A 22765-nucleotide genomic window follows, 5' to 3' on the forward strand; every position below is an offset into this window, starting at 1 on the left:
GTTCCATCTGACGCGTCTACAGGTAGCTTGTCTGGAAGTGTAACAGTTCGTTACAATGATGGATCGCAAGATGTTGTTCCAGTAACCGTTCAAGTGACTGCTAAACCAGTTGTGATGCCAGAGGCGGATAGATACAGTCCCTCCTATGTCCCAGTTGAGGTTCAAGCCGGTACTCAAGTGACGGTTCCGGGAATCAATCTTCCAGCTAGTGTAACCTACACAGCTGTCGGTCAAGGAATGACGGTAGATACTCAAGGTTGGGTAACTATTCGTGTTCCAGTAGATGCTAAAGCAGGTGAGTTGACAGGTCAAGTGACCGTTCGCTATAGCGATGGATCTGAGGATCAGGTACCTGTCAAGGTCACTGTTAAAGTTACCGAGCAGCCAGTAACCCCAGTTGAACCCGAGCAACCGGTAACTCCGGTTGAACCCGAGCAACCGGCAACCCCGGTTGAACCCGAGCAGCCAGTAACCCCAGTTGAACCCGAGCAACCGGCAACCCCGGTTGAACCCGAGCAGCCAGTAACCCCGGTTGAACCCGAGCAACCGGTAACCCCGGTTGAACCCGAGCAGCCAGTAACCCCAGTTGAACCCGAGCAACCGGCAACCCCGGTTGAACCCGAGCAACCGGCAACCCCGGTTGAACCCGAGCAGCCAGTAACCCCGGTTGAACCCGAGCAACCGGTAATTCCAGTGGAAGCAGAACAGCCAGTAACCCCAGTTGAACCCGAGCAACCGGTAACTCCGGTTGAACCTGAGAGACCGATAACTCCGGTTGAACCCGAGCAGCCAGTAACCCCAGTTGAACCCGAGCAACCGGTAACCCCTGTTGAACCAGAGCAGCCGGTAACCCCTGTTGAACCTGAGAGACCGGTAACTCCGGTGGAGCCTGGACAACCGGTGACCCGGGAAGAGTCTGGACAGTCCGCGACTGTGGAGAATGCCGCTCTGAGGAAAGAGTCTGTGGCTATTGAGGGACAAACACAGGCGCAGGAACTTCCGAATACAGGGGAGTCAAGTAATCCAGTGCTAACCTTTTTGACGTGGTTGTTGTCTCTTCTTGGTCTGGGATTCCTCCTTGGAAAAACCAAAAAAGAAGAAAAATAACGGCTATAGAGCTCTTGAGCAGGTGAAAACAGATTGTTTTCGCTTGCTTTTTTGTCTCTATCCCTTGATAGTATTGGATTTATTGGAAATTGTGGTATAATAATACTAATTTTGATGAAGGAAGAAGATTGTGAAAAAAAGCTATCGTATCAAAAGAAATCAAGATTTTAAGGCTTTGTTAGCCCAGAAGCGAAATAAGGCTAATCGGAAGTTTGTGGTTTATCAGATGGATAGCGACTTGAAGCACTTTAGAGTGGGGCTTTCCGTAAGCAAACGGTTGGGGAATGCAGTAATGCGAAATCGTATCAAGCGGCATCTGCGCCACCTTCTTCAGAAACACCAAGATCATTTAGCACCTGTAGACATTTTGTTGATTGCCCGTAAAGGGGTCGAGGAATTGTCTTATGCGGAGATGGAGCAGAATTTGCTCCATGTTCTCAAGCTGGCTGCGATTTATCAAAAGGAAGATGAATGTGAAGAGAAAGAAAATTTTTAGTGCAGGACTTGTGGGCTTGGCCTTGGTTACGCTCACAGCCTGTGGGACCTCTCAGGTGACCAGTCAGTCCTCTGGACTTTGGGAGAAATTGGTTTATTTATTTGCGGAGACCATCAATGGACTTTCCTTAGGTGGTAATGTAGGTCTAGGAATTATTCTTATGACCCTGGTATTGCGAACGTTGCTCTTACCGGTCTTCCAGTATCAAACCAAATCTTCTCAGAAAATGCAGGAAATTCAGCCTGCTCTTCGAGCTCTGCAAGAGGAATATCGTGGCCGTGGCCGCGAAGGTCAGGAGGAGTTGGCGCGTAAGACGCAGGCTCTTTATGCGGAGCAGGGTGTTCGTCCCTTTGCGGCCTTTATCCCCCTCTTTGTTCAGTTACCGATTTTATTGGCTTTCTACCAGTCCCTCACACGGGTGGACATTTTGCAAGGAGCCCACTTCTTGTGGTTGGATCTTAGCCAACCCGACCCTTACTTGATTCTCCCATTTTTGGCTGCAGCACTCACCTTTGGGGCTTCTTGGCTATCTACTTATGCTTTAAAAGAAAAAAATGGACTGACCTCCAGCATGACCTATCTCATGCCGGTGATGATTTTCTTCCTCTCGCTCTCAGTGGCAAGTGGGGTGGCCCTCTACTGGACTATCTCCAATGCCTACCAAGTTGGGCAGACGCTATTTTTGAACAATCCTTTCAAAATAGTGGCTGAACGTCAACGTGAGGAAGATAAGGCCAAGCAAAAAGTTGTTGCAGAACGCAAGGCCATCCGCAAGGCACAGAAAAAGAGAAAGAAAAAGTAAAGCGATAAAGGAGTTTACTTATGGCACTTTATACAGGAGCTACTGTCGAGGAAGCAATTAAAAATGGACTAGAGGACCTAGGCCTCCCACGTATGAAAGTTCGAATCAAGGTCTTGGCTCGTGAAAAATCTGGTTTTTTAGGACTGGGCAAAAAATTGGCCCAGGTTGAAATGGAAGCCTTAACTTTCACGGACTATGATGACCTCGAAGATACAATTCCCCTTCAAGCTCCCCTAGTGGAAGCTCTGGAAGAGGATGTTCCAGCTGAAAGTCAATCCCAGGAAGATATGACGGAAGCTATCTCGAAATTAGCCGAAACCGGCAAACTCAGCATTCTCTTCCCGCGTGATCTGCCTAAGGAAGATTTAGTGGAAGAGCAGAAGGAAATCCTTGTTGAAGCTTCTGAGCCAGAAGAAGTGGTAGACGTTGAAATTGCAAGCCCACAGACCTCTGAACCCCTCGCTGAGGTGGAAGCAGTGGAGGTAGCAGAGGTGCTTGAAACTGAGTTGGAAGCGGATCCGATGGAGACACCAGTAGTCCAGGATCTTGTGGTCCAAGAGCAGGAACCAGTTGCAGTTGTTGAGGACGAGGCTGAACCCGAAGCGGTTTCCTTTGTTCGCCGTGAGCGTGATAGCTTGGAAGAAGAGCAGATGAATCAGGCCCAGTCTTATCTGGAAGCTATTCTGAAGGAAATGGATGTGGAGGCTAGCGTTTCGGCATCTATCAGCCGCCGGACCATTTACTTCCAAATTGATACCAATGAGCCAGGGCGCGTGATTGGTTACCATGGTAAGGTGCTAAAATCCTTGCAGCTCCTAGCTCAAAACTACCTGTATAACCTTTATGGACGGACTCTTTTTATCTCGATTAATGTCAATGACTATGTGGAACACCGGGCAGAGGTTCTCCAAAGTTACGCTCAGAAGCTTGCTCTTCGCGTGCTAGAAGAAGGCCGAGCTATGGAAACAGACCCTATGTCGAATAGCGAGCGAAAAATCATCCATCGAATCATCTCGAAAATTGACGGTGTCACCTCTTATTCAGAAGGGGATGAACCAAATCGTTATGTTGTAGTGGATGTTGAAGAAGAACGAGAATTAGTTTAAACTCAAAACCTCTCCGCGAAATGGAGAGGTTTTGAGTTTGTTGATAAATATTTCGAAGAAAATTTCAAATAGGTAAGGCGAGACGAGCCAATGCAGTAATAGACTTCCTGCGGAACTAATGTATTAGATCCCATTTCTCAGCAGGAGAGATTGCATAACCACACTGAAACATTTTGTAACTCAGTCTTTTTCAAGTGATGACTCCGATAAATCTTAGGTTCTGTCACTGTTTCGCAGGAAGTCTAATAGAAACTAAATGACTATAAGGAGTATTAGCTGTCCTGCTTTGACGAGTACTGGCTAGTGCTTCTTGTTTTAGAGGTTAGGATGACGCAGAGCTTCATTTATTTCAGGGATGTAAAATCATTGCTTTTGAAATTGGAAAATCTTTCCTTTTTCTAGATTAATTTGTTAAGATGGAAGGGTAGCAAAGTTCATTCGGTGACTCCTTTTACTTTGGAAAGGATGTGGTGCCTATGCGTTAATTATTAACGCAGGTCGACATTTCTTATCCTAAAAGAAAGGGGATGTTCATGTCAGTACTCGAATTGATAGAGCTTTTGTACAAACTTGTCATGATAGTAAATGTTTTGTCCAAGCTCGCTTCTGTCAATAAATGAGGGAAACATAACAAAAAACGTTAACCGAAAACTTTGGCCAGTTGGTTAACGCTTTTTTGTTAGCTCAATGAGTCACCGTCTTAAACGGCGCTACGGGGGATGGTCGTTGGACCACCTCTTATAACACTATCATAGCACGTTGAAGATAGAATGCAAGTAAAAAGGGAAAAGGCTCGAGCCGTTCCTTTTTGGAAAGGACTAGTCAACATGAAAGCCAATGCTTTTTATAGAATTAAATTGAAAGAATTAGAAACCTCAACATTAAAAGGTCTTCCTCGCTATGAAGCTGATGATACTGAGGAAATGCGTGAAGAAAAGAGTGAAGAGCTTCTGGATACTCTCGATATCTTAGAAGACTTGGAACGGACTATCAAAGAGGATCAATCCGCGGATTTTAAAGAAAAGGCTCGAGCTCGTTTGATTGATGATGTACGCAGACATCGCTTGGCGATTTCCTTTGCTTGTTTGAATTTGGATGGAGACCGGCAGGACTTGTCCAATCGCTTTCTTCGTTTGAACCTTGATCTAGCTGAGGGATTTTCTGAAATTTTATATGGATATGATTTGCTTGCTGATTTAGCTTGGGGTTTGGATAAATGGATCGATGAGGAATTTAGTATGACTTGCTTGCGAATGGATGAAGAATTTATCGCCATTCTCGATGGTATTTTTGAAGTTTTTGAGAAGAGCCAAAGTAAGCGGACATCTCGAATGGAAGTTACGGAACTGATCGAAATTGTTTCAACTTATGAAAGGCAACTAAAAAATTGGATGAATTTTTTATTGGAAGTTGGAAATAGGGTGGATGAAGGTAAGCTTAAGGGGAAAAGGATGTCCTATGATTTCAGTGAGTCCCAGGAATTTTTGGAAAGCTTAGTGGATGATTATGATTTGCTGGGTGAATATATTTGGTAGGTGAAGATAGGCGAGTGCCCTTTCATTTGACCTGTTTCAGAAAGATTTTATGAATCATTTAGGGGAAGGGCTGTAAGCGCCCAATAACAGGGTATCTTGAAAAACCACTAGTTGATAAATTTGAATCCTTAGAACAACTTGCCCTACTCACACAAGAGGGGATCTCTAAAACAACTAATCTTCAATATGAGAAGAAAGATAAGAATTTATATCTTAGCCCGATATGTTTAGAGGATGTTCGTTATAAAAGGCCTAAAATAGTTTATACATCTCCTGAAAAGAAGATTGAAGCGCCATTGAATAGGACTGTATCTAAATATTTGTTGGATAAAATGTCAATTTATAAAACTAAATTAAGAACTGGTGAAAATCAAGTTTTTGCAATTCATCATTAAGGCTATGCAAGTAAGAGGGAAAAGAGTTGTTATCTTAGGATATAGACTGCTATTAGGAAAGGATATTAGGATATGAAACCACAGGTAGCTTATCGTATTGAGTTGAGTGAGCTTGAGAAGAGAATAAAAAAATATTTACGCAGAGTTGATGAAAATGACTCACTCGAATTCGTTAAGAAGAAATTCGATGATATGACGGAGGTCATGGATCAACTTTATGATTTGAGGAGCCGTATAGAGCAGGATACAACTGAAGGGTTTAAGATGAGTGCACGGAAACGTTTAGATTCGTATATTCGAAAAAACTTGGTTTTGTCTGGGTATTTACGTATGAATAAAGGTGATGGGGAAATGGCTTTTATTGATTCATTGATTAAAATAGATGTAGGGCTTGCAGAGCAGTATCTATTCGCTGATTCCATTGATATCGGGGTGCGTGCAAAACATTCTGAGAAAGAAATCTCTACGGAAGACTTTAATCGTTTTGACTATATTACAGAGGAATATTTTACGCTTTTCCATCTTCTACTGAGATTATATCAAAAGGGAGATGTGGAATTAGCTAAGTTACATGAAGTTCTTTTTGTATATAGCGGTATGGCCCTTGGATTTATAAAGGATGTGGTTATAGATATAGATATAGAGGAAAGTGGTTATAAAGTTATAGAGTTTTCTGAAGCTAAGAAATTTATAGCTGAGAAAAGGAATCAGGTGCTTGGTTCATTTAGTGACAGACTGCTTGAAATGGTGTTAAAAGATATCTGATTTTCTGAATTAATAATTTTTACTGTCCCATTCCCTTGACATCCTAGAATTTTTCGTTTAAAATAGCAAGGTATGTTTAGTAACTGATCACAACTAGCCGGCTAAACGAATACAAAGAATCTAAGAGGAGGTATTCTCGTGAAACGTACTTATCAACCAAGTAAAATTCGTCGTCAACGTAAGCATGGCTTCCGTCACCGTATGTCTACTAAGAACGGTCGCCGTGTGCTTGCTTCACGTCGTCGTAAGGGACGTAAAGTTCTTTCAGCTTAATGAGTGAAAAAAATCAGTAGAAACTCGAGTCTACTGATTTTTTTACATATAGAAAGTCAGTTTATGAAAATTTTTGATACACATACGCATTTAAACTTAAAACAATTTGCGGGTCGGCTAGAGGAAGAGCTTGAATTGGCGCGTGAGCTAGGTGTCGCCTGGCACAATGTGGTTGGCTTTGATCGGGAGTCGATTGAGGCAGCCTTGGCTTTGGCGGATGAAGATTCCATTTACTTGACCCTGGGTTGGCATCCGACGGAGGCCGGAACTTATGATGAGCAGGTTGAAGCTTACTTGCGGGAAGCTCTAGACCATCCCAAGGTGGTGGCCTTGGGGGAGATCGGTTTGGACTACCACTGGATGACTGCCCCCAAAGAGGTGCAGGAGGATGTCTTTCGCCGTCAGATTCGTCTGGCCAAGGAATTGGACTTGCCAGTAGTGATTCATACGCGTGATGCTCTGGATGATACCTATCGTATTTTAGCGGATGAAGGCCTCCCTGCTCGTGGGGGGATCATGCATTCTTATTCCGGTTCTGTTGCGATGGCGGAAAAATTTATAAAATTAGGGATGTGGATCTCCTTCTCAGGCGTTGTTACTTTTAAAAAAGCGCTAGAGATTCAAGAGGCAGCGGCCAAGTTACCGCTAGACCGAATTTTAGTCGAGACAGATGCCCCCTTCCTGGCTCCAGTTCCTTACCGAGGTAAGGAAAATCGGACAGCCTATACCCGCTATGTGGCTGAGCAGCTGGCTCAGCTGCGGGGGCTTAGTCTAGAAGAGCTGGCTGCAGCAACTTCTGCCAATGCCTGGCGGGTCTTTGGTCTGGATGGTGAGAATTGATGAAACCAGTGATTGGACCTGTTGTAGTGGTTGAGGGCCGTGATGATACCGCCAATCTGAAACGCTTTTTTCAGGTGGATACCTATGAGACCCGCGGCTCTGCTCTATCCTCAGAGGATCTTGAGCGAATTGCCTGTTTGCAGGAGCAGCGAGGAGTGATTGTCTTTACTGATCCCGATTACAATGGGGAACGTCTGCGTAAAATGATTAGTCAGGCTGTTCCAGAAGTCGGTCAGGCCTTTCTGAGACGGGCTGAGGCGACTCCTAAGTCTAAATCGGCAGGTCGCTCTTTGGGCGTTGAACATGCGGATTTTGAGGCTTTGAAGGAGGCTTTGGACGGAGCTTTTACGGGCCGGCAAGCAGATCCGCAGGAGCAGATTTCTCAAGTAGATCTGATGCGGCTGGGTCTGCTAGCAGGAGCAGAGAGTCGCAAACGTCGGGAATATGTCGGTGAAGTGTTGCGAATTGGCTATTCCAACGGCAAGCAATTGCCAAAGCGTTTGGCCATGTTTGGGATTTCCCTGGAGGAGTTGGTGACAGCTCTGGCGGGATTTAAAGAGGAGGAAGAATAGATGGCAACAGATTTGTATATTGTTCGTCATGGTCGGACCATGTTTAACACTCTACACCGGGCTCAAGGTTGGAGCGATACCCCTTTAACTGAGCAAGGGCAAGAAGGCATTCGCGAATTGGGAGTGGGTCTCCGTGAACGTGGACTTAGTTTCCACCGTGCTCTTTCGAGTGATTTGGGGCGGACGATTCTGACTATGGATATTCTTTTGTCAGAGTTGGGCTTGAAGGGAGAAATTCCTTATACCTATGATGCTCGGATTCGGGAGTGGTCTTTTGGTTCCAATGACGGCGTTTATGATCAGGATCTTTTCTTCAACATTCTACCGCGGATTGCGGGCGTCGATTCAATGGAAGAAATGACCTATGAGGATATGGCCAAGGCCATTTATGAAGCAGATACAGCTGATTGGGCGGAAACCTGGGAGCAATTACGGGATCGCTTGCTGGCGGGAATCAAGGATCTAGCTGAGAAAATGGAAGCTGCTGGGGGCGGGAATGCCTTGGTGGTTAGCCATGGTATGACCATTGGGACTCTCTTGTATTTATTGAATGGTCAACGCTTTGTGGTCTTGGATAATGGTAGCGTGACTCGTATCCGTTACGAAGATGGTCAATTCCAGGTTCTTGAAGTCGGTGATTTATCCTACCGCCAAGACGGCCGCAAGGTCTTGGATCAAAATCAGTCTTAAGACCTATAGAGCCGAAAAAGTCTGCTAAATCAGGCTTTTTTGCGGATTTATAGTGGAAATTAGCACTCTTTTCAAAAGAGTGCTAATTTTTTGAGCAAAAAACCTTGACAGAGAAACTGGATGCTGTATAATAGAATCATGAGTTAGCACTCAGGTTACACGAGTGCTAATGGCTGGGAGGAAACATGGTTACAGAAAGACAAGAGATCATTCTAAGGATGATCATTGAACTTTTTACAGAGACCCATGAGCCAGTTGGTTCCAAACGCTTGCAGGAAGGAATTGCTTCTTCCAGTGCAACCATTCGGAACGATATGGCGGCTTTGGAGAAGATGGGACTATTAGAAAAGTCTCATACCTCTAGCGGTCGGAAGCCAAGTATTGCGGGTTATCAATATTATGTTGAGAACTCCATGGCTTTGACCAGCCTTCCTCCCGAGGAAGTTTTTCAAATTCTGAAAGCCTTTGATGAAGATTTTTTCCAGTTAAAGGATATCTTCAAAAGAGGAGCGGATCTCTTGTCAGAGATGACTGGTCTGGCCGCCTTTGTACTGGATGTTGAACCCAGTCATCAGAGACTAACGGCATTTGATTTGGTTGTTTTGGGATCTCACACAGCCTTGGCTGTGATGACGCTTGATGATTCTCGAATCTTGACCAAGGAGCTGGTCATTCCTCGGAATTTTTTGGTGGATCATTTATACCAGCTCAGGGATATGGTTTTGGATCGTTTGTTGGGAGAGTCGGTGCTCTCCATTCACTACAAGATTCGAACAGAAATTCCGCAAGTAGTCCAACGCTATTTCCTTTCGCCTGACAATGTCACCGCTTTGATGGAGCATCTTTTCTCGGATCTTTTTGCAGAAGAAGTTGTGGCATCAGGCCAGGAGCATCTGCTACAGGAAGTGGGGCTGGAAACCTATCGCTTTTTCACCAATGAACAACAGCTGGCCCTTGAGCTACGCGAAGGTTGGTCCGATAATCAGGAGCAATTGATTCGCATTGCTGATTCGTCCAGTCAACCTTTAGCTGATTTGAGTCTGATGAGTAAACGCTTCTTGATTCCTTATCGGGGCTATGGACTCCTTAGCGTGGTGGGGCCGGTGAATAGCGATTACCAACGTTTACTTAGTTTAATTGAAGCTGTCAGTCGTGTTATGACGATGAAGCTGACCGATTTCTATCGTTACCTTAGCAGTAACCATTATGAAGTGCATTAAGGAGGTGCCAGGTGGCAGAGGAAACTACTGAAAAAATGGAAGAGCTAGTGGAGGAAACCACGGAGGCTCCAGAAAAAACAGAATTAGAAGTTGCACAAGAGCAGCTAGAAGAACTAGAAAATAAGTATCTTCGAGCTGTAGCTGAAATGCAAAACATTCAGCGCCGGGCCAATGAAGAGCGCCAGTCGCTTCAAAAATACCGCAGCCAGGACTTGGCTAAAAAGATTTTCCCAAGCTTGGATAACCTAGAGCGGGCACTGGCAGTTGAAGGCCTCACAGAAGATGTGAAAAAAGGTTTGGAAATGGTTCAAGAAAGCTTGATCCAAGCCTTGAAGGAAGAAGGAATCGAAGAAGTCGCTACAGACGGTGCTTTTGATCCAAATTTCCACATGGCTATTCAGACCCAGCCAGCTGACGAAGACCATCCAGCGGATACCATCGCCCAGGTCTTCCAAAAAGGCTATAAACTTCATGAGCGGGTGCTTCGCCCAGCCATGGTTGTTGTTTACAATTAAAGTATGACCGCAATGTCATAAAACTATCCTCGAATGAATTTTATTTTTTAAAAGAAACAAAAGAAAGGTCAAGAATCTTCGGATTCTTGGAAAAAATGATTATGTCAAAAATTATTGGAATCGACTTAGGAACTACAAACTCAGCAGTAGCGGTATTGGAAGGAACTGAACCAAAAATTATCGCTAACCCAGAAGGGAACCGTACAACGCCATCTGTTGTCTCTTTCAAAAATGGTGAAATCATCGTTGGTGATGCGGCTAAGCGCCAAGCTGTGACAAATCCTGATACCATCATCTCTATCAAATCAAAAATGGGAACTTCTGAGAAAGTTTCTGCAAATGGTAAAGAATACACGCCTCAAGAAATCTCAGCCATGATCCTTCAATACTTGAAGGGCTATGCAGAAGAGTACCTTGGAGAAAAAGTTACAAAAGCCGTTATCACAGTACCAGCCTACTTTAACGACGCACAACGTCAAGCTACAAAAGACGCAGGTAAAATCGCCGGTCTTGAAGTAGAACGGATTGTCAACGAGCCAACTGCAGCAGCTCTTGCTTACGGTTTGGACAAAACTGATAAAGAAGAAAAAATCTTGGTCTTTGACCTTGGTGGAGGTACCTTCGACGTTTCAATTCTTGAATTGGGAGACGGTGTCTTTGACGTATTAGCAACAGCTGGTGACAACAAGCTAGGTGGAGATGACTTTGACCAGAAGATTATCGACCACATGGTTGCAGAATTCAAGAAAGAAAACGGCATTGACTTGTCTCAAGACAAGATGGCTCTTCAACGTTTGAAAGATGCAGCTGAAAAAGCTAAGAAAGATTTGTCTGGAGTAACTTCTACGCAAATCAGCTTGCCATTTATCACTGCTGGTGAAGCAGGACCACTTCACTTGGAAATGACCTTGACACGTGCGAAGTTTGATGACTTGACTCGTGACTTGGTAGAACGTACCAAAGAACCAGTTCGTCGTGCTTTGTCAGATGCAGGTTTATCTCTATCTGAAATCGACGAAGTGATCCTTGTTGGTGGATCAACTCGGATTCCAGCCGTTGTTGAAGCCGTTAAAGCTGAGACTGGTAAAGAGCCAAACAAATCTGTTAACCCAGATGAAGTTGTGGCGATGGGTGCAGCAATCCAAGGTGGTGTGATTACAGGCGATGTGAAAGACGTTGTTTTGCTTGATGTGACGCCCCTATCTCTTGGTATCGAAACAATGGGTGGTGTGTTCACGAAATTGATTGACCGCAACACAACAATCCCAACTTCTAAGTCTCAAGTCTTTTCAACAGCAGCAGATAACCAGCCTGCAGTAGACATTCACGTTCTTCAAGGTGAGCGTCCAATGGCAGCGGATAACAAGACACTTGGCCGCTTCCAGTTGACAGACATTTCTGCAGCTCCTCGTGGAATCCCTCAAATCGAAGTAACCTTCGACATCGACAAGAACGGTATCGTGTCTGTTAAAGCGAAAGATTTGGGAACTCAGAAAGAACAAACAATCGTGATCCAGTCTAACTCTGGTCTAACAGACGAAGAAATTGATCGGATGATGAAAGATGCAGAAGCAAATGCGGAAGCAGATAAAAAACGCAAAGAAGAAGTAGACCTTCGCAATGAAGTAGACCAAGCGATCTTTGCAACTGAGAAAACCTTGAAAGATACAGAAGGACAATTTGAAGCAGAACGTGCAGCAGCACAAACAGCCTTGGATGACTTAAAAGCAGCTCAAGAAGCTAACAACTTGGATGATATGAAAGCGAAGTTGGAAGCTCTCAATGAAAAAGCACAAGCTCTTGCAGTGAAATTGTATGAGCAAGCAGCAGCAGCGCAACAAGCTCAAGCAGGTGCAGACCAAGCTGGTCAAGCAAACCCAGCTGATGATGTTGTGGATGGGGAATTTACTGAGAAGTAACAACCTTTGGGCAAGGGCAGATGATCTTCCAAACTGAAGGCGTCCTAGTCAGTCAATCCCAACTGCGATGAAGGAATAGGAAATCAGAGGTTGTAACCCAACCTCTGTTTTTCCATAAAGAGGAAAAGCCATGGAAAATAAAGGGAAGGTCTTGGTTGTCTTAACCAATATTGAGCAGTATGGGGAAGATCCCGAGCAGACCGGTTTATGGTTAGCCGAAGCCACGGAGTTTGTAGCAGAGGTGACTCAGGCCGGTTACCAGGTGGACTATGTCAGTCCGCAAGGGGGAACTGTTCCGATTGGCTGGAAAACAGGTGACGGGCTTTAGCAAGTGGGAAGAAATTCTGAGTGGCAAGTGGAAAAAAGTTCCCTTTATCACTGAGACAGAGGCCAGGAGGCGAGGAGCCAACTTCCAGCAGAAGTTCCCCTTCCAATCCCATGCTCTTCGGGACGGACGCTTGATTACTGGCCAGAACCCGATGTCAGGCAGGGCTGTTGCTCGTTTGCTCTTGGAAGCCATAGAGTGATAAATTGCCCTACTTTAAAGAAAGGAAAAAAGGTGTTCCTTAGGAACACGGGTTGTCAGGGAAAAGGGAGTTGCCCTTTCCCCTTAACCCTAGAGATGTACATATGAATAACACAGAATACTATGATCGTCTGGGAGTGTCGAAAAACGCTTCGCAAGATGAGATTAAAAAGGCTTATCGGAAGTTGTCCAAAAAGTACCATCCCGATATCAATAAGGAAACTGGAGCAGAACAGAAATACAAGGATGTTCAAGAGGCTTATGAGACTCTTAGTGATGAGCAAAAACGGGCTTCTTACGATCAGTTCGGAGCAGCTGGAGCCAATGGTGGCTTCGGTGGTGGCCAAGGATTTTCTGGTTTTGATGGAGCAGGCTTTGGTGGCTTTGAGGACATCTTTTCAAGCTTCTTTGGTGGTGGCATGGGGAGCAATCGTAATCCAAACGCACCGCGCAAGGGAGACGATCTTCAATACCGGGTGAATTTGAAATTTGAGGAAGCTATTTTTGGAACCACCAAGGAAATCAAATACAGCCGGGAAGCTTCCTGCCATACCTGTGATGGCTCTGGTGCCAAACCAGGAACTAGCCCTGTGACCTGCGGTCGCTGTGGCGGAGCAGGAGTCATAAACGTGGATACTCAAACACCACTAGGCATGATGCGCCGCCAGGTAACCTGTGACGTCTGTCACGGAAGTGGTCAAGAAATCAAAGAACCTTGCCAAACCTGTCATGGAACTGGACGCGAAAACCAAGCTCACACAGTTGAAGTACGTGTCCCAGCAGGTGTGGAATCAGACCAACAAATCCGCCTAGCTAGCCAAGGAGAAGCAGGCTACAATGGCGGCCCTTACGGTGACCTCTTTGTGGTTATCCAAGTCGCTGCTTCGGATAAATTCGAACGAGATGGCACAACCATCCACTATAGCCTCCACCTAAACTTTGCCCAAGCTGCCCTCGGAGACACCGTCGATGTTCCGACCGTCCATGGAGATGTGGAATTGAGCATTCCAGAAGGAACCCAAGCTGGCAAACGCTTCCGTCTCCGTGGTAAAGGAGCGCCAAGCCTTCGCGGCGGCGGTCAAGGAGACCAATACGTCACCATCGTCGTTGACACCCCAACCGACCTCAACGACACCCAACGCAAGGCCCTCATGGAATTCGCCCAAGCCGGCAACCTCAACGTCAAACCAAAGAAAAAAAACTTCTTCGAAAAAATGTTTGATGCAGATTAGTTTAGTTCGGAGAGCTAAACTAATCTGTAAGGAGCCGTGAAAAAGGTCGCAACGGACCTTTTCATGGCGAAAAAAGAGGGAGTGGGACAGAGTGGGAGGTTTCCCCCTGTCTCTGTGAACAATTTTTTGGAAAGGATTTGGTCTTGTGTTACACTGGCCAGGTCCTTTTGTTATATCTAAATGAGTTGACAGGTCTAATCGGGGGCCTTATTCGATACTCTTCTAGGTAAGAAGCCAACGGTGCTGAAGTAGGGTGAACGGATTGACCTTTGTTCTGCCTCGTGCTCTCTGTCTTGTTCTGCGACTTGTTTCCTGTTAAAATAGGGACATGGAAAAATTCAGATACAAGGCTGTGATTGCTTATGATGGAAAGAATTTTGCTGGTTTTCAACGGCAGCCGGAGGCTCGGACAGTCCAGGAAGAGTTAGAAAAAACCTTGACACGTTTGGCCAGTGGTCAGGCTGTACTGGTACACGGGGCAGGACGGACGGATAGTGGGGTCCATGCCTTGGGTCAGGTTGTGCATTTTGATTTACCGGGGCGACGGGATGTGGAAAAACTACGTTTTGCCCTGGATACGCAGAGTGCGGAGGACATTGCCGTGCGGTCGGTGGAGTTGGTGTCAGGTGATTTTCATGCTCGTTACTGGCCGCATCACAAAACCTATGAATTCTTGGTAGACTATGGTCGGCCGAAAAATCCCCTGCTGCGCAATCAAGCGACGCCTTTTCCTTATCCTTTAGATATTGAAAAAATGCAGGAAGCCTTGCAGTTTCTGAAAGGGACCCATGATTTTACAGGTTTTACAGCATCGGGGACGGCGGTTGAAAACAAGGTTCGGACCATCACGGATGTGCAGTTGGATGTGGATGAGGCGCACCATCTGTTGCGCTTCAGTTTCTCGGGGAATGGCTTTCTTTATAAGCAAATTCGCAATATGGTTGGCACCCTGTTGAAGATTGGTAACGACCGGATGCCGGTGGAGCAGATTCCCCTGATTCTGGAACAAAAGGATCGCCAGCTGGCGGGTCCGACTGCAGCCCCCCAGGGCCTCTACCTAAAGGAGATTATCTATGACCAAGATCTTAACCATAGCCGGCAGTGATATTTTTGCAGGCGGTGGCCTGCAGGCCGATTTGGCGACCATCACCCAATTAGGAGCTAAGGGTTTTGCGGCGGTGACTTGCGTGACCGCCCTGGTTGCTGAGGAATTTCAAGTGCAAGCCTTGACCCCGCTCCAGCTGGAGCAGCAATTGGTCAGCCTTACTGCCGTTGATTTTGCGGCCATCAAGATTGGCCTCTTGCCAAGTTTGGAGCACCTCGAGCTTGTCTATCAGTGGTTGCGGCCAAGGGCTCAGACGCCCCTTGTCTTAGATCCTGTTTTGGTTTTAAAAGAAAAGCAGGATCAAGCGCTGGGCCAGTGGACTAGTGCTTTTGAAAAAATCGCGGGTCTTAGCCAGGTCATGACGCCCAATCTGCCAGAAGCGGAGTTGCTACTAGGGCGAGAACTGCTTGATCAGGCTGACCTGGAAGTCGGGGCGCGGGAATTATCCCAAAAATTTGGGACAGCGGTTTATCTCAAAGCGGGTTCGCGGATTCCGGGGTCGGTGGCTCTGGACTATGTCTGGAGCGCTGGGCAGGGTTCTTATCTCGAAGCTCCGCAAGCCCAAGGCAGTGTTAATGGGAGTGGTTGTGTTCTAGCTTCTAGCTTAGCTACCTATCTGGGGCAGGGGCTGGACTTGAACCAAGCGAGTCAAGCAGCCAAGCAATTTGTAACAGCAGCCATTGAGGCTGCCGATGAATGGGGGGTTAGTCCATATGCAGTCAAATAATCTGAAATATTGGAGCCAGACGGCTATTTTTGTAGCTCTGACAGTCGTTCTAGGCTATATCAAGGTTCCGACTGCGACAGGTTTTTTGTCCTTGTTGGATGTCGGTGTTTATGCTGCTGCCTTCTATTTTGGCGGTCGCCAAGGAGCTCTTGTTGGAGGCTTGGGAGGTTTTCTCTTGGACCTCTTGCTGGGCTATCCGCAATGGAGTTTATTTAGCCTTGTCGCCCACGGAGGCCAAGGACGTTTGGCCCAAGGGATTATCCCATCACGTTGGCTTTCAGGCTTGCTGTCCAGTCTCTTTATGGTGGTTGTTTATGCAGGTGCTTCAAGCTTGATGTATGGGCCGGCAGCAGCCTTGCCCGAAGCGATTCCGAACTTTTTACAGAGTTTCTTGGGCTTTCTTTTAGCCCAGGTCTTGGTTAAGTTGTTAAGGAGGAAGGATGGCTGATTTAGAAAGGCTCAAAGTAGAAGTTGTTGATTTGGCGCGTGAACTGCTGGATCGGGTGCAGACGGCTGACGGTTCGGTTTTTGTCTTAGGTCTATCGACCAGCGAGGTTGTTGGTGGTTTCATTGGCCGAGATTCCAATTTGGAAGTTGGTCAAGCCCTGGTTTCAGCCCTCCATGCTTTTCTAAAGGACCAAGGCGTTTATTTGGCTGTGCAAGGTTGTGAACACGTCAATCGAGCCTTGGTGGTCGAGCGGAGCCTGGCCCTGGCCCGAGGCTGGGAAATTGTCCATGTGATTCCGACCCCTCATGCCGGAGGTAGTGGCCAAGTAGCGGCGATGCAGTTGTTGGACGACCCTGTTCTGGTGGAGCATATCCAGGCAGATTTGGGGATGGATATTGGTGATACTGCTATTGGAATGCATGTCAAGCATGTCCAAGTTCCGATTCGGCTCGCGGCTCGCGACTTGGGAGCCGCTCATGTAACCGCCTTAGCCAGCCGTCCCAAGCTGATCGGAGGAGCTCGGGCAGAGTATAGCCTGGATCCGCTTCGGAAATTTTAGCAAGCGCTCCAAAATTATTGAAGTTACTGATAACTTGTGATAGAATAATACAGATTAAAGATTTTAAGGAGTAGACTACATGTCTGTGAAATTTGAAAATAAAGAAACAAACCATGGATTGCTAACTTTCACAATTGCTCAAGATGTGATTAAACCTGAATTGGACCGTACGTTCAACCGTGTTAAAGGTTCTTTGAATGTCCCAGGTTTCCGTAAAGGTCATCTTCCACGTGCCGTTTTCAACCAACGTTTTGGCGAAGAAGCTCTTTACCAAGATACCTTGAATGCCCTCCTACCAGCAGCTTATGAAGCAGCAGTTAAGGAAGCAGGAGTTGAGGTTGTTGCACAACCTGAATTTGATATTGTTTCAATGGAAAAAGGCCAAGATTGGACAATTTCTGCAGCTGTTGTTACAAAACCTGAAGTAAAATTGGGTGATTATAAAAACCTAGAAGTATCTGTAGATGCAGATAAAGAAGTTTCTGAAGAAGAAGTGGATGCACGCATCGAGCGCGAACGCAACAACTTGGCAGAATTGGTTATCAAAGAAGAAGCTTCTGTTGAAGGTGATACAGTTGTAATCGACTTTGTTGGTTCTGTAGATGGTGTTGAGTTCGACGGCGGTAAAGGTGAGAACTACGCTCTTAAACTTGGTAGCGGATCCTTCATCCCTGGCTTTGAAGACCAATTGGTTGGTGCGAAATCAGGTGATAAAGTGACTGTTGAGGTAACCTTCCCAGAAGATTACCAAGCGACTGACTTGGCTGGTAAAGCTGCTAAATTTGAAACAGTAGTGCATGAAGTTAAGAGTGAGGAAGTTCCTGCCCTTGATGACGAGCTTGCAAAAGACATCGACGAAGAAGTTGAGACACTTGCTGACTTGAAAGAAAAATACAGCAAAGAAATGGCTGAAATGAAAGCTGAAGCTTACCAAGAAGCTGTTGAAGCAGCAGCTATTGAAAAAGCTGTTGAAAATGCTGAAATCGTTGACCTTCCAGCTGAAATGGTTCACGAAGAAGTACATCGTTCTATCAACGAATTCCTAGGTAACATGCAACGTCAGGGAATCTCTCCAGAAATGTACTTCCAAATCACAGGTACAACTCAAGACGACTTGCATAAGCAATATGAAGCTGAAGCAGAAAGCCGTACTAAGACTAACCTTGTCATCGAAGCTATTGCTAAAGCAGAAGGTTTCGAAGCAAGCGATGAAGAAATCAACAAAGAAATTGAAGACTTGGCAGCAGCTTATAACATGGAAGTTGAGCAAGTACGCAGCCTCCTTTCAACAGATCTGTTGAAACACGATATCACTGTTAAAAAAGCTGTTGAATTGATTACTTCAACTGCAGCAGTGAAATAAACCTTAGCCTTCTAAGGTAAAGAGAGGGTGGGACGGAAGTCCCTCTTTTCTTTTTTGACGAATCCTCAAAAATAGCGTACAATAAAGAGAATGACAAAAAAGGAGAACGACTTTGGAATTAGAAGTATTTGCTGGACAGGAAAAAAGTGAACTTTCCATGATCGAAGTGGCGCGTGCCATCCTAGAAGGTCGTGGGCGAGATCACGAAATGTACTTTAGTGACCTAGTCAATGAAATTCAAGAGTATTTGGAGAAAAGCAATAGCGAGATTCGCGAAGCTCTTCCTCTTTTTTACACAGAACTTAACGTCGATGGAAGTTTCATCTCCCTCGGTGAAAACAAGTGGGGTCTTCGTTCATGGTATGCTGTGGATGAGGTTGACGAAGAAATCATTGCCTTGGAAGAAAATGAAGACGAAGAGGCACCTAAGAAACGGAAGAAGAAACGTGTGAATGCCTTTATCGCTAGTGATAGTGATACAATTGATTACAGCGATGATGATCCAGAAGATGAGGACAACTACGCTGATGACGAGGATTCGATGAACTACGATGAGAATCCAGATGATGAGAAAAACGAAGCAGAAGCCTACGATGCTGAAATCAACGAAATTGCTCCTGAAGAACTGGGAGATGATGTCGAAGTTGACGAGGCAGATGATGAGGATGATGACGTCGAGGACTAATCCTCTGTTTCTCTTTGCTATCTTTTTGAAGATAAAAGTCCAACCGCTCTTATTTCTGTTGGCATAGTCATTTTAATGCAGAGGTAGATTGCAAACGCCTGTAAATGAGTCGAGGAGTAGCCTCTGAGCCCTCTCAATCTTGGCAGGTCAAGCAAGAACCCTGCGAGGGGAGTGGCAGACTGACCAAGCTTGATCCGTCTCCCTCCCTATTTTAATTGAAGGAGTAATCATGACAACAAAGTACATTTTTGTAACCGGTGGTGTAGTGAGTTCAATCGGAAAAGGGATTGTAGCTGCTAGCTTGGGTCGTCTTTTGAAGAACCGTGGTCTTAAAGTAACCATCCAAAAATTTGACCCTTATATCAATATCGATCCAGGAACTATGAGTCCTTATCAACATGGAGAAGTTTTTGTTACTGATGATGGAGCAGAGACTGACTTGGACTTGGGACACTATGAGCGTTTCATCGATATCAACTTGAATAAATATTCTAATGTTACAACCGGTAAAATCTATAGTGAAGTTCTTCGGAAAGAACGTCGTGGAGAATACCTAGGTGCAACTGTTCAGGTCATTCCTCACATTACGGATGCCTTGAAAGAGAAAATCAAGGGTGCTGCCCTAACAACGGATTCTGATGTCATTATCACAGAAGTCGGTGGTACAGTCGGAGATATCGAAAGCTTGCCTTTCCTTGAGGCTCTTCGTCAAATGAAGGCTGACGTTGGCTCAGAGAATGTGATGTATATTCACACCACCCTTCTTCCTTATTTGAAAGCTGCAGGGGAAATGAAAACCAAGCCAACCCAGCATTCGGTAAAAGAATTGCGGGGCTTGGGAATTCAACCCAATATGTTGGTGATCCGGACCGAAGAGCCAGTTAGTCAAGGAATTAAGAACAAACTCGCTCAGTTCTGTGATGTTCAACCAGAAGCAGTTATTGAATCCTTGGACGTAGAGCACCTCTATCAGATCCCTCTCAATCTCCAAGCGCAAAAGATGGATCAAATCGTCTGTGACCACTTGAAGATTGATGCACCTGCCGCCGACATGACAGAATGGTCAACAATGGTGGATAAGGTCATGAACTTGAAGAAACAAGTAAAAATTGCCCTTGTTGGGAAATATGTTGAACTTCAAGATGCTTATATCTCTGTAGTTGAGGCTCTTAAACATGCCGGTTATACCAATGATGCCGAAATCAAAATCGACTGGATCAACGCCAACGATGTGACCGCAGACAATGTTCAAAAGCTACTATCCGGAGCAGACGGTATTATTGTTCCTGGTGGATTTGGTCAGCGTGGTACCGAAGGGAAAATTCAAGTCATTCGCTATGCTCGGGAGCATGACGTGCCAATGCTTGGTGTCTGCTTGGGCATGCAGTTGACCTGTGTGGAATACGCACGTCACGTTTTGAATAAGGCTGATGCCAACTCTTCAGAATTGAATCCAGAAACCAAAAACCCAGTTATCGATTTGATGCGTGATCAGGTTGATGTTGAAGATATGGGAGGAACCCTCCGTCTGGGACTCTACCCAGCTAAGTTGAAGCCTGGTAGCCGAGCTGCTGCTGCCTACGATAACCAAGAAGTAGTGCAACGCCGTCACCGTCACCGCTATGAGTTTAACAATGCCTACCGTCAAGAATTTGAAGATGCTGGCTTTGTCTTCTCAGGTGTGTCACCAGACAACCGTCTGGCTGAAATCGTTGAATTGCCAGACAAGAAATTCTTTGTGGCTTGTCAATACCACCCAGAACTTTCAAGCCGTCCAAACCGTCCAGATGGACTTTACCGTGATTTCGTAACAGCTGCTGTTAAAAACGCAAAATAAATTCTGGTATTCTTCTTTTGAAGAAGCTAGTCATTAGAATCGGAGGCTAAGGACCCTGTCCCAGCCTCTTTTAGATTGGAGAAGAAATGATTCGGGAAATTCCCTTAGAAAAAGCCCATCGTATTTTAGCCTTATCCTCTGTGACCTTTGTATCCAGTGCAACCGAGGACGATAAAAATATTATGCCTGCTGGTTGGGTAGGCACCGTAGCCACAGATATTCTCAGCGTGATCATGGATTCAGCCAATTATACACGGAAGGTAATGGAGAACAGTAGCTATTTTGTTCTCCAAGTCCCTCGTGCCTCCCAATCAGACTTGATTGTGGAACTGGCTAAAAGCCGCCATGTCCATGAGGATAAGTTAGCAAAACTGTCCTTTTTTGACCCAAGTAATCAAGGTTATCCCTTGCTGGAGGACTGCTTGGCTTGGGTGGTTTGTGAGATTATCCCGGAACAACGTAATCAAGAGGTTTACGACCTCTTCCTAGGTCGGATTGTGGCTGCCTGGGCTGATGATTCAGTGTTCCGCGATGGACGTTGGCACTTGGATCAGGTGGATCCTCAAGATCGCCCAGTTCACTATGTGGCTGGAGGACAATTTTACCAAACAGGTAATGGTTTTCAGCTAGCCGATCCTTTTACTGCTGATTGAGGTTCCAAATGGAATCTTGTCAAATTTTTTGTACTAAATCTTAGAGAATGTACTCCTTACTTTTAATTGTTGGATCAGGCTGTATAACCTCATTCTTCCGTTGCTTGGCTGGGGTGCGGGAGTGGGGCCAGTTCGGATCCTTCAAGGCGAATGAAAGGACTAATCAGCTACTGCGTCAAAGGTATTTTGTTAACCAAAGTCAATGAGGCTAGACTTTTGTCCTAGCCTCTTTTTTTGAAATTAAAAAAAGAGTTCAAAACTATTGCAAATTTTCTGAAAAATAGTTACAATAAACTAAAATATTCAGAATTCTCTGAAATGTAGGAGGTTTTTATGACAGAATCAAAACGCTCTCTCACTGGCTGGACATTTGTAAATGCCGTTTTAACAGGAACTGCTTTAGCTGTTATTGTAGCCCTCATTCCCAACGCTGTTCTCAGTGAAATTTTTAAATACCTGATAGCTAATGGCTGGACTGGTTTGCAACCAATTGCGGATGCAGCAAGAATTTTTCAATATGGGCTTCCTTTGATGGCGGGTGTTTTGATTGCTTTGCAATTTGAATTAAATCCGATGCAAGCGGTAACCGTTGGCGGAGCAGGCTTTTTAGGTTCAGGAGCCTGGAAGGTCGTTCCGGTTGATGGTGTGCCTACAACTCAATTGATTAGTGTTGGGGTGATGTTAAACACGATGATTACAGCTGCCGTAGCGGTTTGGATGATTCAGCTCATTGGTGAGCGATTGGGTTCCATGAGTTTGATTCTATTGCCGATTTTGGCAGGATTGGGAGCTGGGTGTATTGGTTTGCTAACTCTGCCTTATGTTAGTGCGGGAACCCAAGCAATAGGTCAAGTAATCAACAGCTTTACAGCATTGGCTCCGCTTTCGATGAGTATCTTGATTGGGATGTGTTTTGCGCTCTTTATCGTGTCCCCCTTATCAACCGTTGCCTTGTCGATTACAATTGGTTTAGAGGGAGTAGCTGCGGGGGCTTCAGCGATGGGAGTTGCAGCAACAACAGCAGTTCTAGTGGTTGCGTCCTTTAAAGTCAATCGTCCGGGAGTAACGCTGGCGATTGCCTTGGGATCGATGAAGATGATGATGCCGAACTTTTTCCGGCGGCCGGTAATGGGATTAGCCTTTTTAGCTAATGCAGCTGTCTGTGCGATTCCAGTAGCTCTCTTTAATGTAAGCGGAACGGCAGCTTCGGGTGGTTTCGGTCTAGTTGGATTGGTTGGTCCAATGGCCTCTCTTCCAGGTTTGGGGCTTCCGATGATGCTATTTGTTTGGTTGGTCTTTCCATTTGCGAGTGCCTTTGTCATTGATTGGATTTTGACTAAAACCTTAAAAGCTTATACACCAGATATCTATTATTTTGAAGTAAAACGTTAAATC

23 protein-coding genes and 1 pseudogene are annotated in these 22765 nt (G+C 45.5%); all 24 read left to right on the forward strand.

The features are described from left to right. Positions 1–1107: Rib/alpha-like domain-containing protein (locus N4310_RS00340; protein ID WP_262091654.1), on the forward strand; the 1107-nt coding region annotated here is incomplete at its 5' end. A 130-nt stretch (positions 1108–1237) separates the two neighbouring features. After that, the gene (gene rnpA, locus N4310_RS00345; protein WP_179925608.1) at positions 1238–1603 is read left to right on the forward strand and encodes a ribonuclease P protein component; all 366 of its coding nucleotides are present in this window, start codon (positions 1238–1240) and stop codon (positions 1601–1603) included. Then, complete coding sequence (locus N4310_RS00350) at positions 1581–2405, forward strand: YidC/Oxa1 family membrane protein insertase (RefSeq protein WP_262091655.1); 825 nt, start codon at positions 1581–1583, stop codon at positions 2403–2405. The genes rnpA and N4310_RS00350 overlap by 23 nt, the downstream gene beginning before the upstream one ends. 20 nt (positions 2406–2425) lie before the next feature. Next, entirely contained in the window at positions 2426–3511 is a 1086-nt protein-coding gene (gene jag, locus N4310_RS00355; protein WP_262091656.1) for an RNA-binding cell elongation regulator Jag/EloR, read from the forward strand. A gap of 770 nt (positions 3512–4281) precedes the next feature. Next, positions 4282–5046, forward strand: a complete 765-nt coding sequence (locus tag N4310_RS00360) for a hypothetical protein (RefSeq protein WP_262091657.1) — start codon at positions 4282–4284, stop codon at positions 5044–5046. A 467-nt stretch (positions 5047–5513) separates the two neighbouring features. After that, positions 5514–6206, forward strand: a complete 693-nt coding sequence (locus tag N4310_RS00365) for a hypothetical protein (protein WP_262091658.1) — start codon at positions 5514–5516, stop codon at positions 6204–6206. Positions 6207–6344: 138 nt separating this feature from the next. Beyond that, entirely contained in the window at positions 6345–6479 is a 135-nt protein-coding gene (gene rpmH, locus N4310_RS00370) for a 50S ribosomal protein L34 (protein ID WP_000831903.1), read from the forward strand. Between the two features lie 63 nt (positions 6480–6542). Beyond that, positions 6543–7319 (forward strand): TatD family hydrolase, encoded by a 777-nt coding sequence (locus tag N4310_RS00375; RefSeq protein WP_262091659.1) that lies wholly within the window; start codon positions 6543–6545, stop codon positions 7317–7319. After that, the gene (gene rnmV / locus N4310_RS00380; protein WP_420832885.1) at positions 7316–7891 is read left to right on the forward strand and encodes a ribonuclease M5; all 576 of its coding nucleotides are present in this window, start codon (positions 7316–7318) and stop codon (positions 7889–7891) included. The genes N4310_RS00375 and rnmV overlap by 4 nt, the downstream gene beginning before the upstream one ends. Continuing rightward, positions 7892–8581, forward strand: coding sequence for a histidine phosphatase family protein (locus tag N4310_RS00385; protein WP_262091661.1), 690 nt, complete (start codon positions 7892–7894; stop codon positions 8579–8581). It begins immediately after the preceding gene. Between the two features lie 185 nt (positions 8582–8766). Further along, positions 8767–9801, forward strand: a complete 1035-nt coding sequence (gene hrcA, locus N4310_RS00390) for a heat-inducible transcriptional repressor HrcA (protein WP_262091662.1) — start codon at positions 8767–8769, stop codon at positions 9799–9801. An 11-nt stretch (positions 9802–9812) separates the two neighbouring features. Beyond that, a complete protein-coding gene (grpE, locus tag N4310_RS00395; RefSeq protein ID WP_179923604.1) occupies positions 9813–10316 on the forward strand; it encodes a nucleotide exchange factor GrpE in 504 nt (167 codons plus the stop codon). A 101-nt stretch (positions 10317–10417) separates the two neighbouring features. After that, the gene (gene dnaK / locus N4310_RS00400; RefSeq protein WP_262091663.1) at positions 10418–12235 is read left to right on the forward strand and encodes a molecular chaperone DnaK; all 1818 of its coding nucleotides are present in this window, start codon (positions 10418–10420) and stop codon (positions 12233–12235) included. Between the two features lie 130 nt (positions 12236–12365). Continuing rightward, positions 12366–12762: pseudogene (locus tag N4310_RS00405) on the forward strand (type 1 glutamine amidotransferase family protein). Between the two features lie 103 nt (positions 12763–12865). Beyond that, the gene (gene dnaJ / locus N4310_RS00410) at positions 12866–13993 is read left to right on the forward strand and encodes a molecular chaperone DnaJ (RefSeq protein WP_262091664.1); all 1128 of its coding nucleotides are present in this window, start codon (positions 12866–12868) and stop codon (positions 13991–13993) included. A gap of 328 nt (positions 13994–14321) precedes the next feature. Continuing rightward, entirely contained in the window at positions 14322–15098 is a 777-nt protein-coding gene (truA, locus tag N4310_RS00415) for a tRNA pseudouridine(38-40) synthase TruA (protein ID WP_262091665.1), read from the forward strand. Then, the gene (locus tag N4310_RS00420; RefSeq protein WP_262091666.1) at positions 15067–15825 is read left to right on the forward strand and encodes a bifunctional hydroxymethylpyrimidine kinase/phosphomethylpyrimidine kinase; all 759 of its coding nucleotides are present in this window, start codon (positions 15067–15069) and stop codon (positions 15823–15825) included. The genes truA and N4310_RS00420 overlap by 32 nt, the downstream gene beginning before the upstream one ends. Continuing rightward, the gene (locus N4310_RS00425) at positions 15812–16273 is read left to right on the forward strand and encodes an ECF transporter S component (RefSeq protein ID WP_160332456.1); all 462 of its coding nucleotides are present in this window, start codon (positions 15812–15814) and stop codon (positions 16271–16273) included. Before N4310_RS00420 ends, N4310_RS00425 begins: the two co-directional genes overlap by 14 nt. Next, positions 16266–16832, forward strand: a complete 567-nt coding sequence (locus N4310_RS00430; RefSeq protein ID WP_160332457.1) for a TIGR01440 family protein — start codon at positions 16266–16268, stop codon at positions 16830–16832. The genes N4310_RS00425 and N4310_RS00430 overlap by 8 nt, the downstream gene beginning before the upstream one ends. A 79-nt stretch (positions 16833–16911) precedes the next feature. Then, positions 16912–18195 carry a trigger factor gene (gene tig, locus N4310_RS00435; RefSeq protein ID WP_262091667.1) on the forward strand — a complete coding sequence of 428 codons (1284 nt, stop codon included), beginning with the start codon at positions 16912–16914 and terminating at the stop codon, positions 18193–18195. Positions 18196–18307: 112 nt separating this feature from the next. After that, positions 18308–18880, forward strand: coding sequence for a DNA-directed RNA polymerase subunit delta (rpoE, locus tag N4310_RS00440; protein WP_160332459.1), 573 nt, complete (start codon positions 18308–18310; stop codon positions 18878–18880). Positions 18881–19109: 229 nt separating this feature from the next. Beyond that, positions 19110–20717, forward strand: a complete 1608-nt coding sequence (locus N4310_RS00445; protein WP_262091668.1) for a CTP synthase — start codon at positions 19110–19112, stop codon at positions 20715–20717. Between the two features lie 86 nt (positions 20718–20803). Then, positions 20804–21370 (forward strand): flavin reductase family protein, encoded by a 567-nt coding sequence (locus N4310_RS00450; RefSeq protein ID WP_262091669.1) that lies wholly within the window; start codon positions 20804–20806, stop codon positions 21368–21370. A 333-nt stretch (positions 21371–21703) separates the two neighbouring features. After that, positions 21704–22762, forward strand: a complete 1059-nt coding sequence (locus N4310_RS00455) for a PTS sugar transporter subunit IIC (RefSeq protein WP_262091670.1) — start codon at positions 21704–21706, stop codon at positions 22760–22762. The last annotated feature ends 3 nt before the right edge of the window (positions 22763–22765 follow it).

It is taken from the genome of Streptococcus danieliae, assembly GCF_025447695.1.
GTDB lineage: Bacteria > Bacillota > Bacilli > Lactobacillales > Streptococcaceae > Streptococcus > Streptococcus danieliae.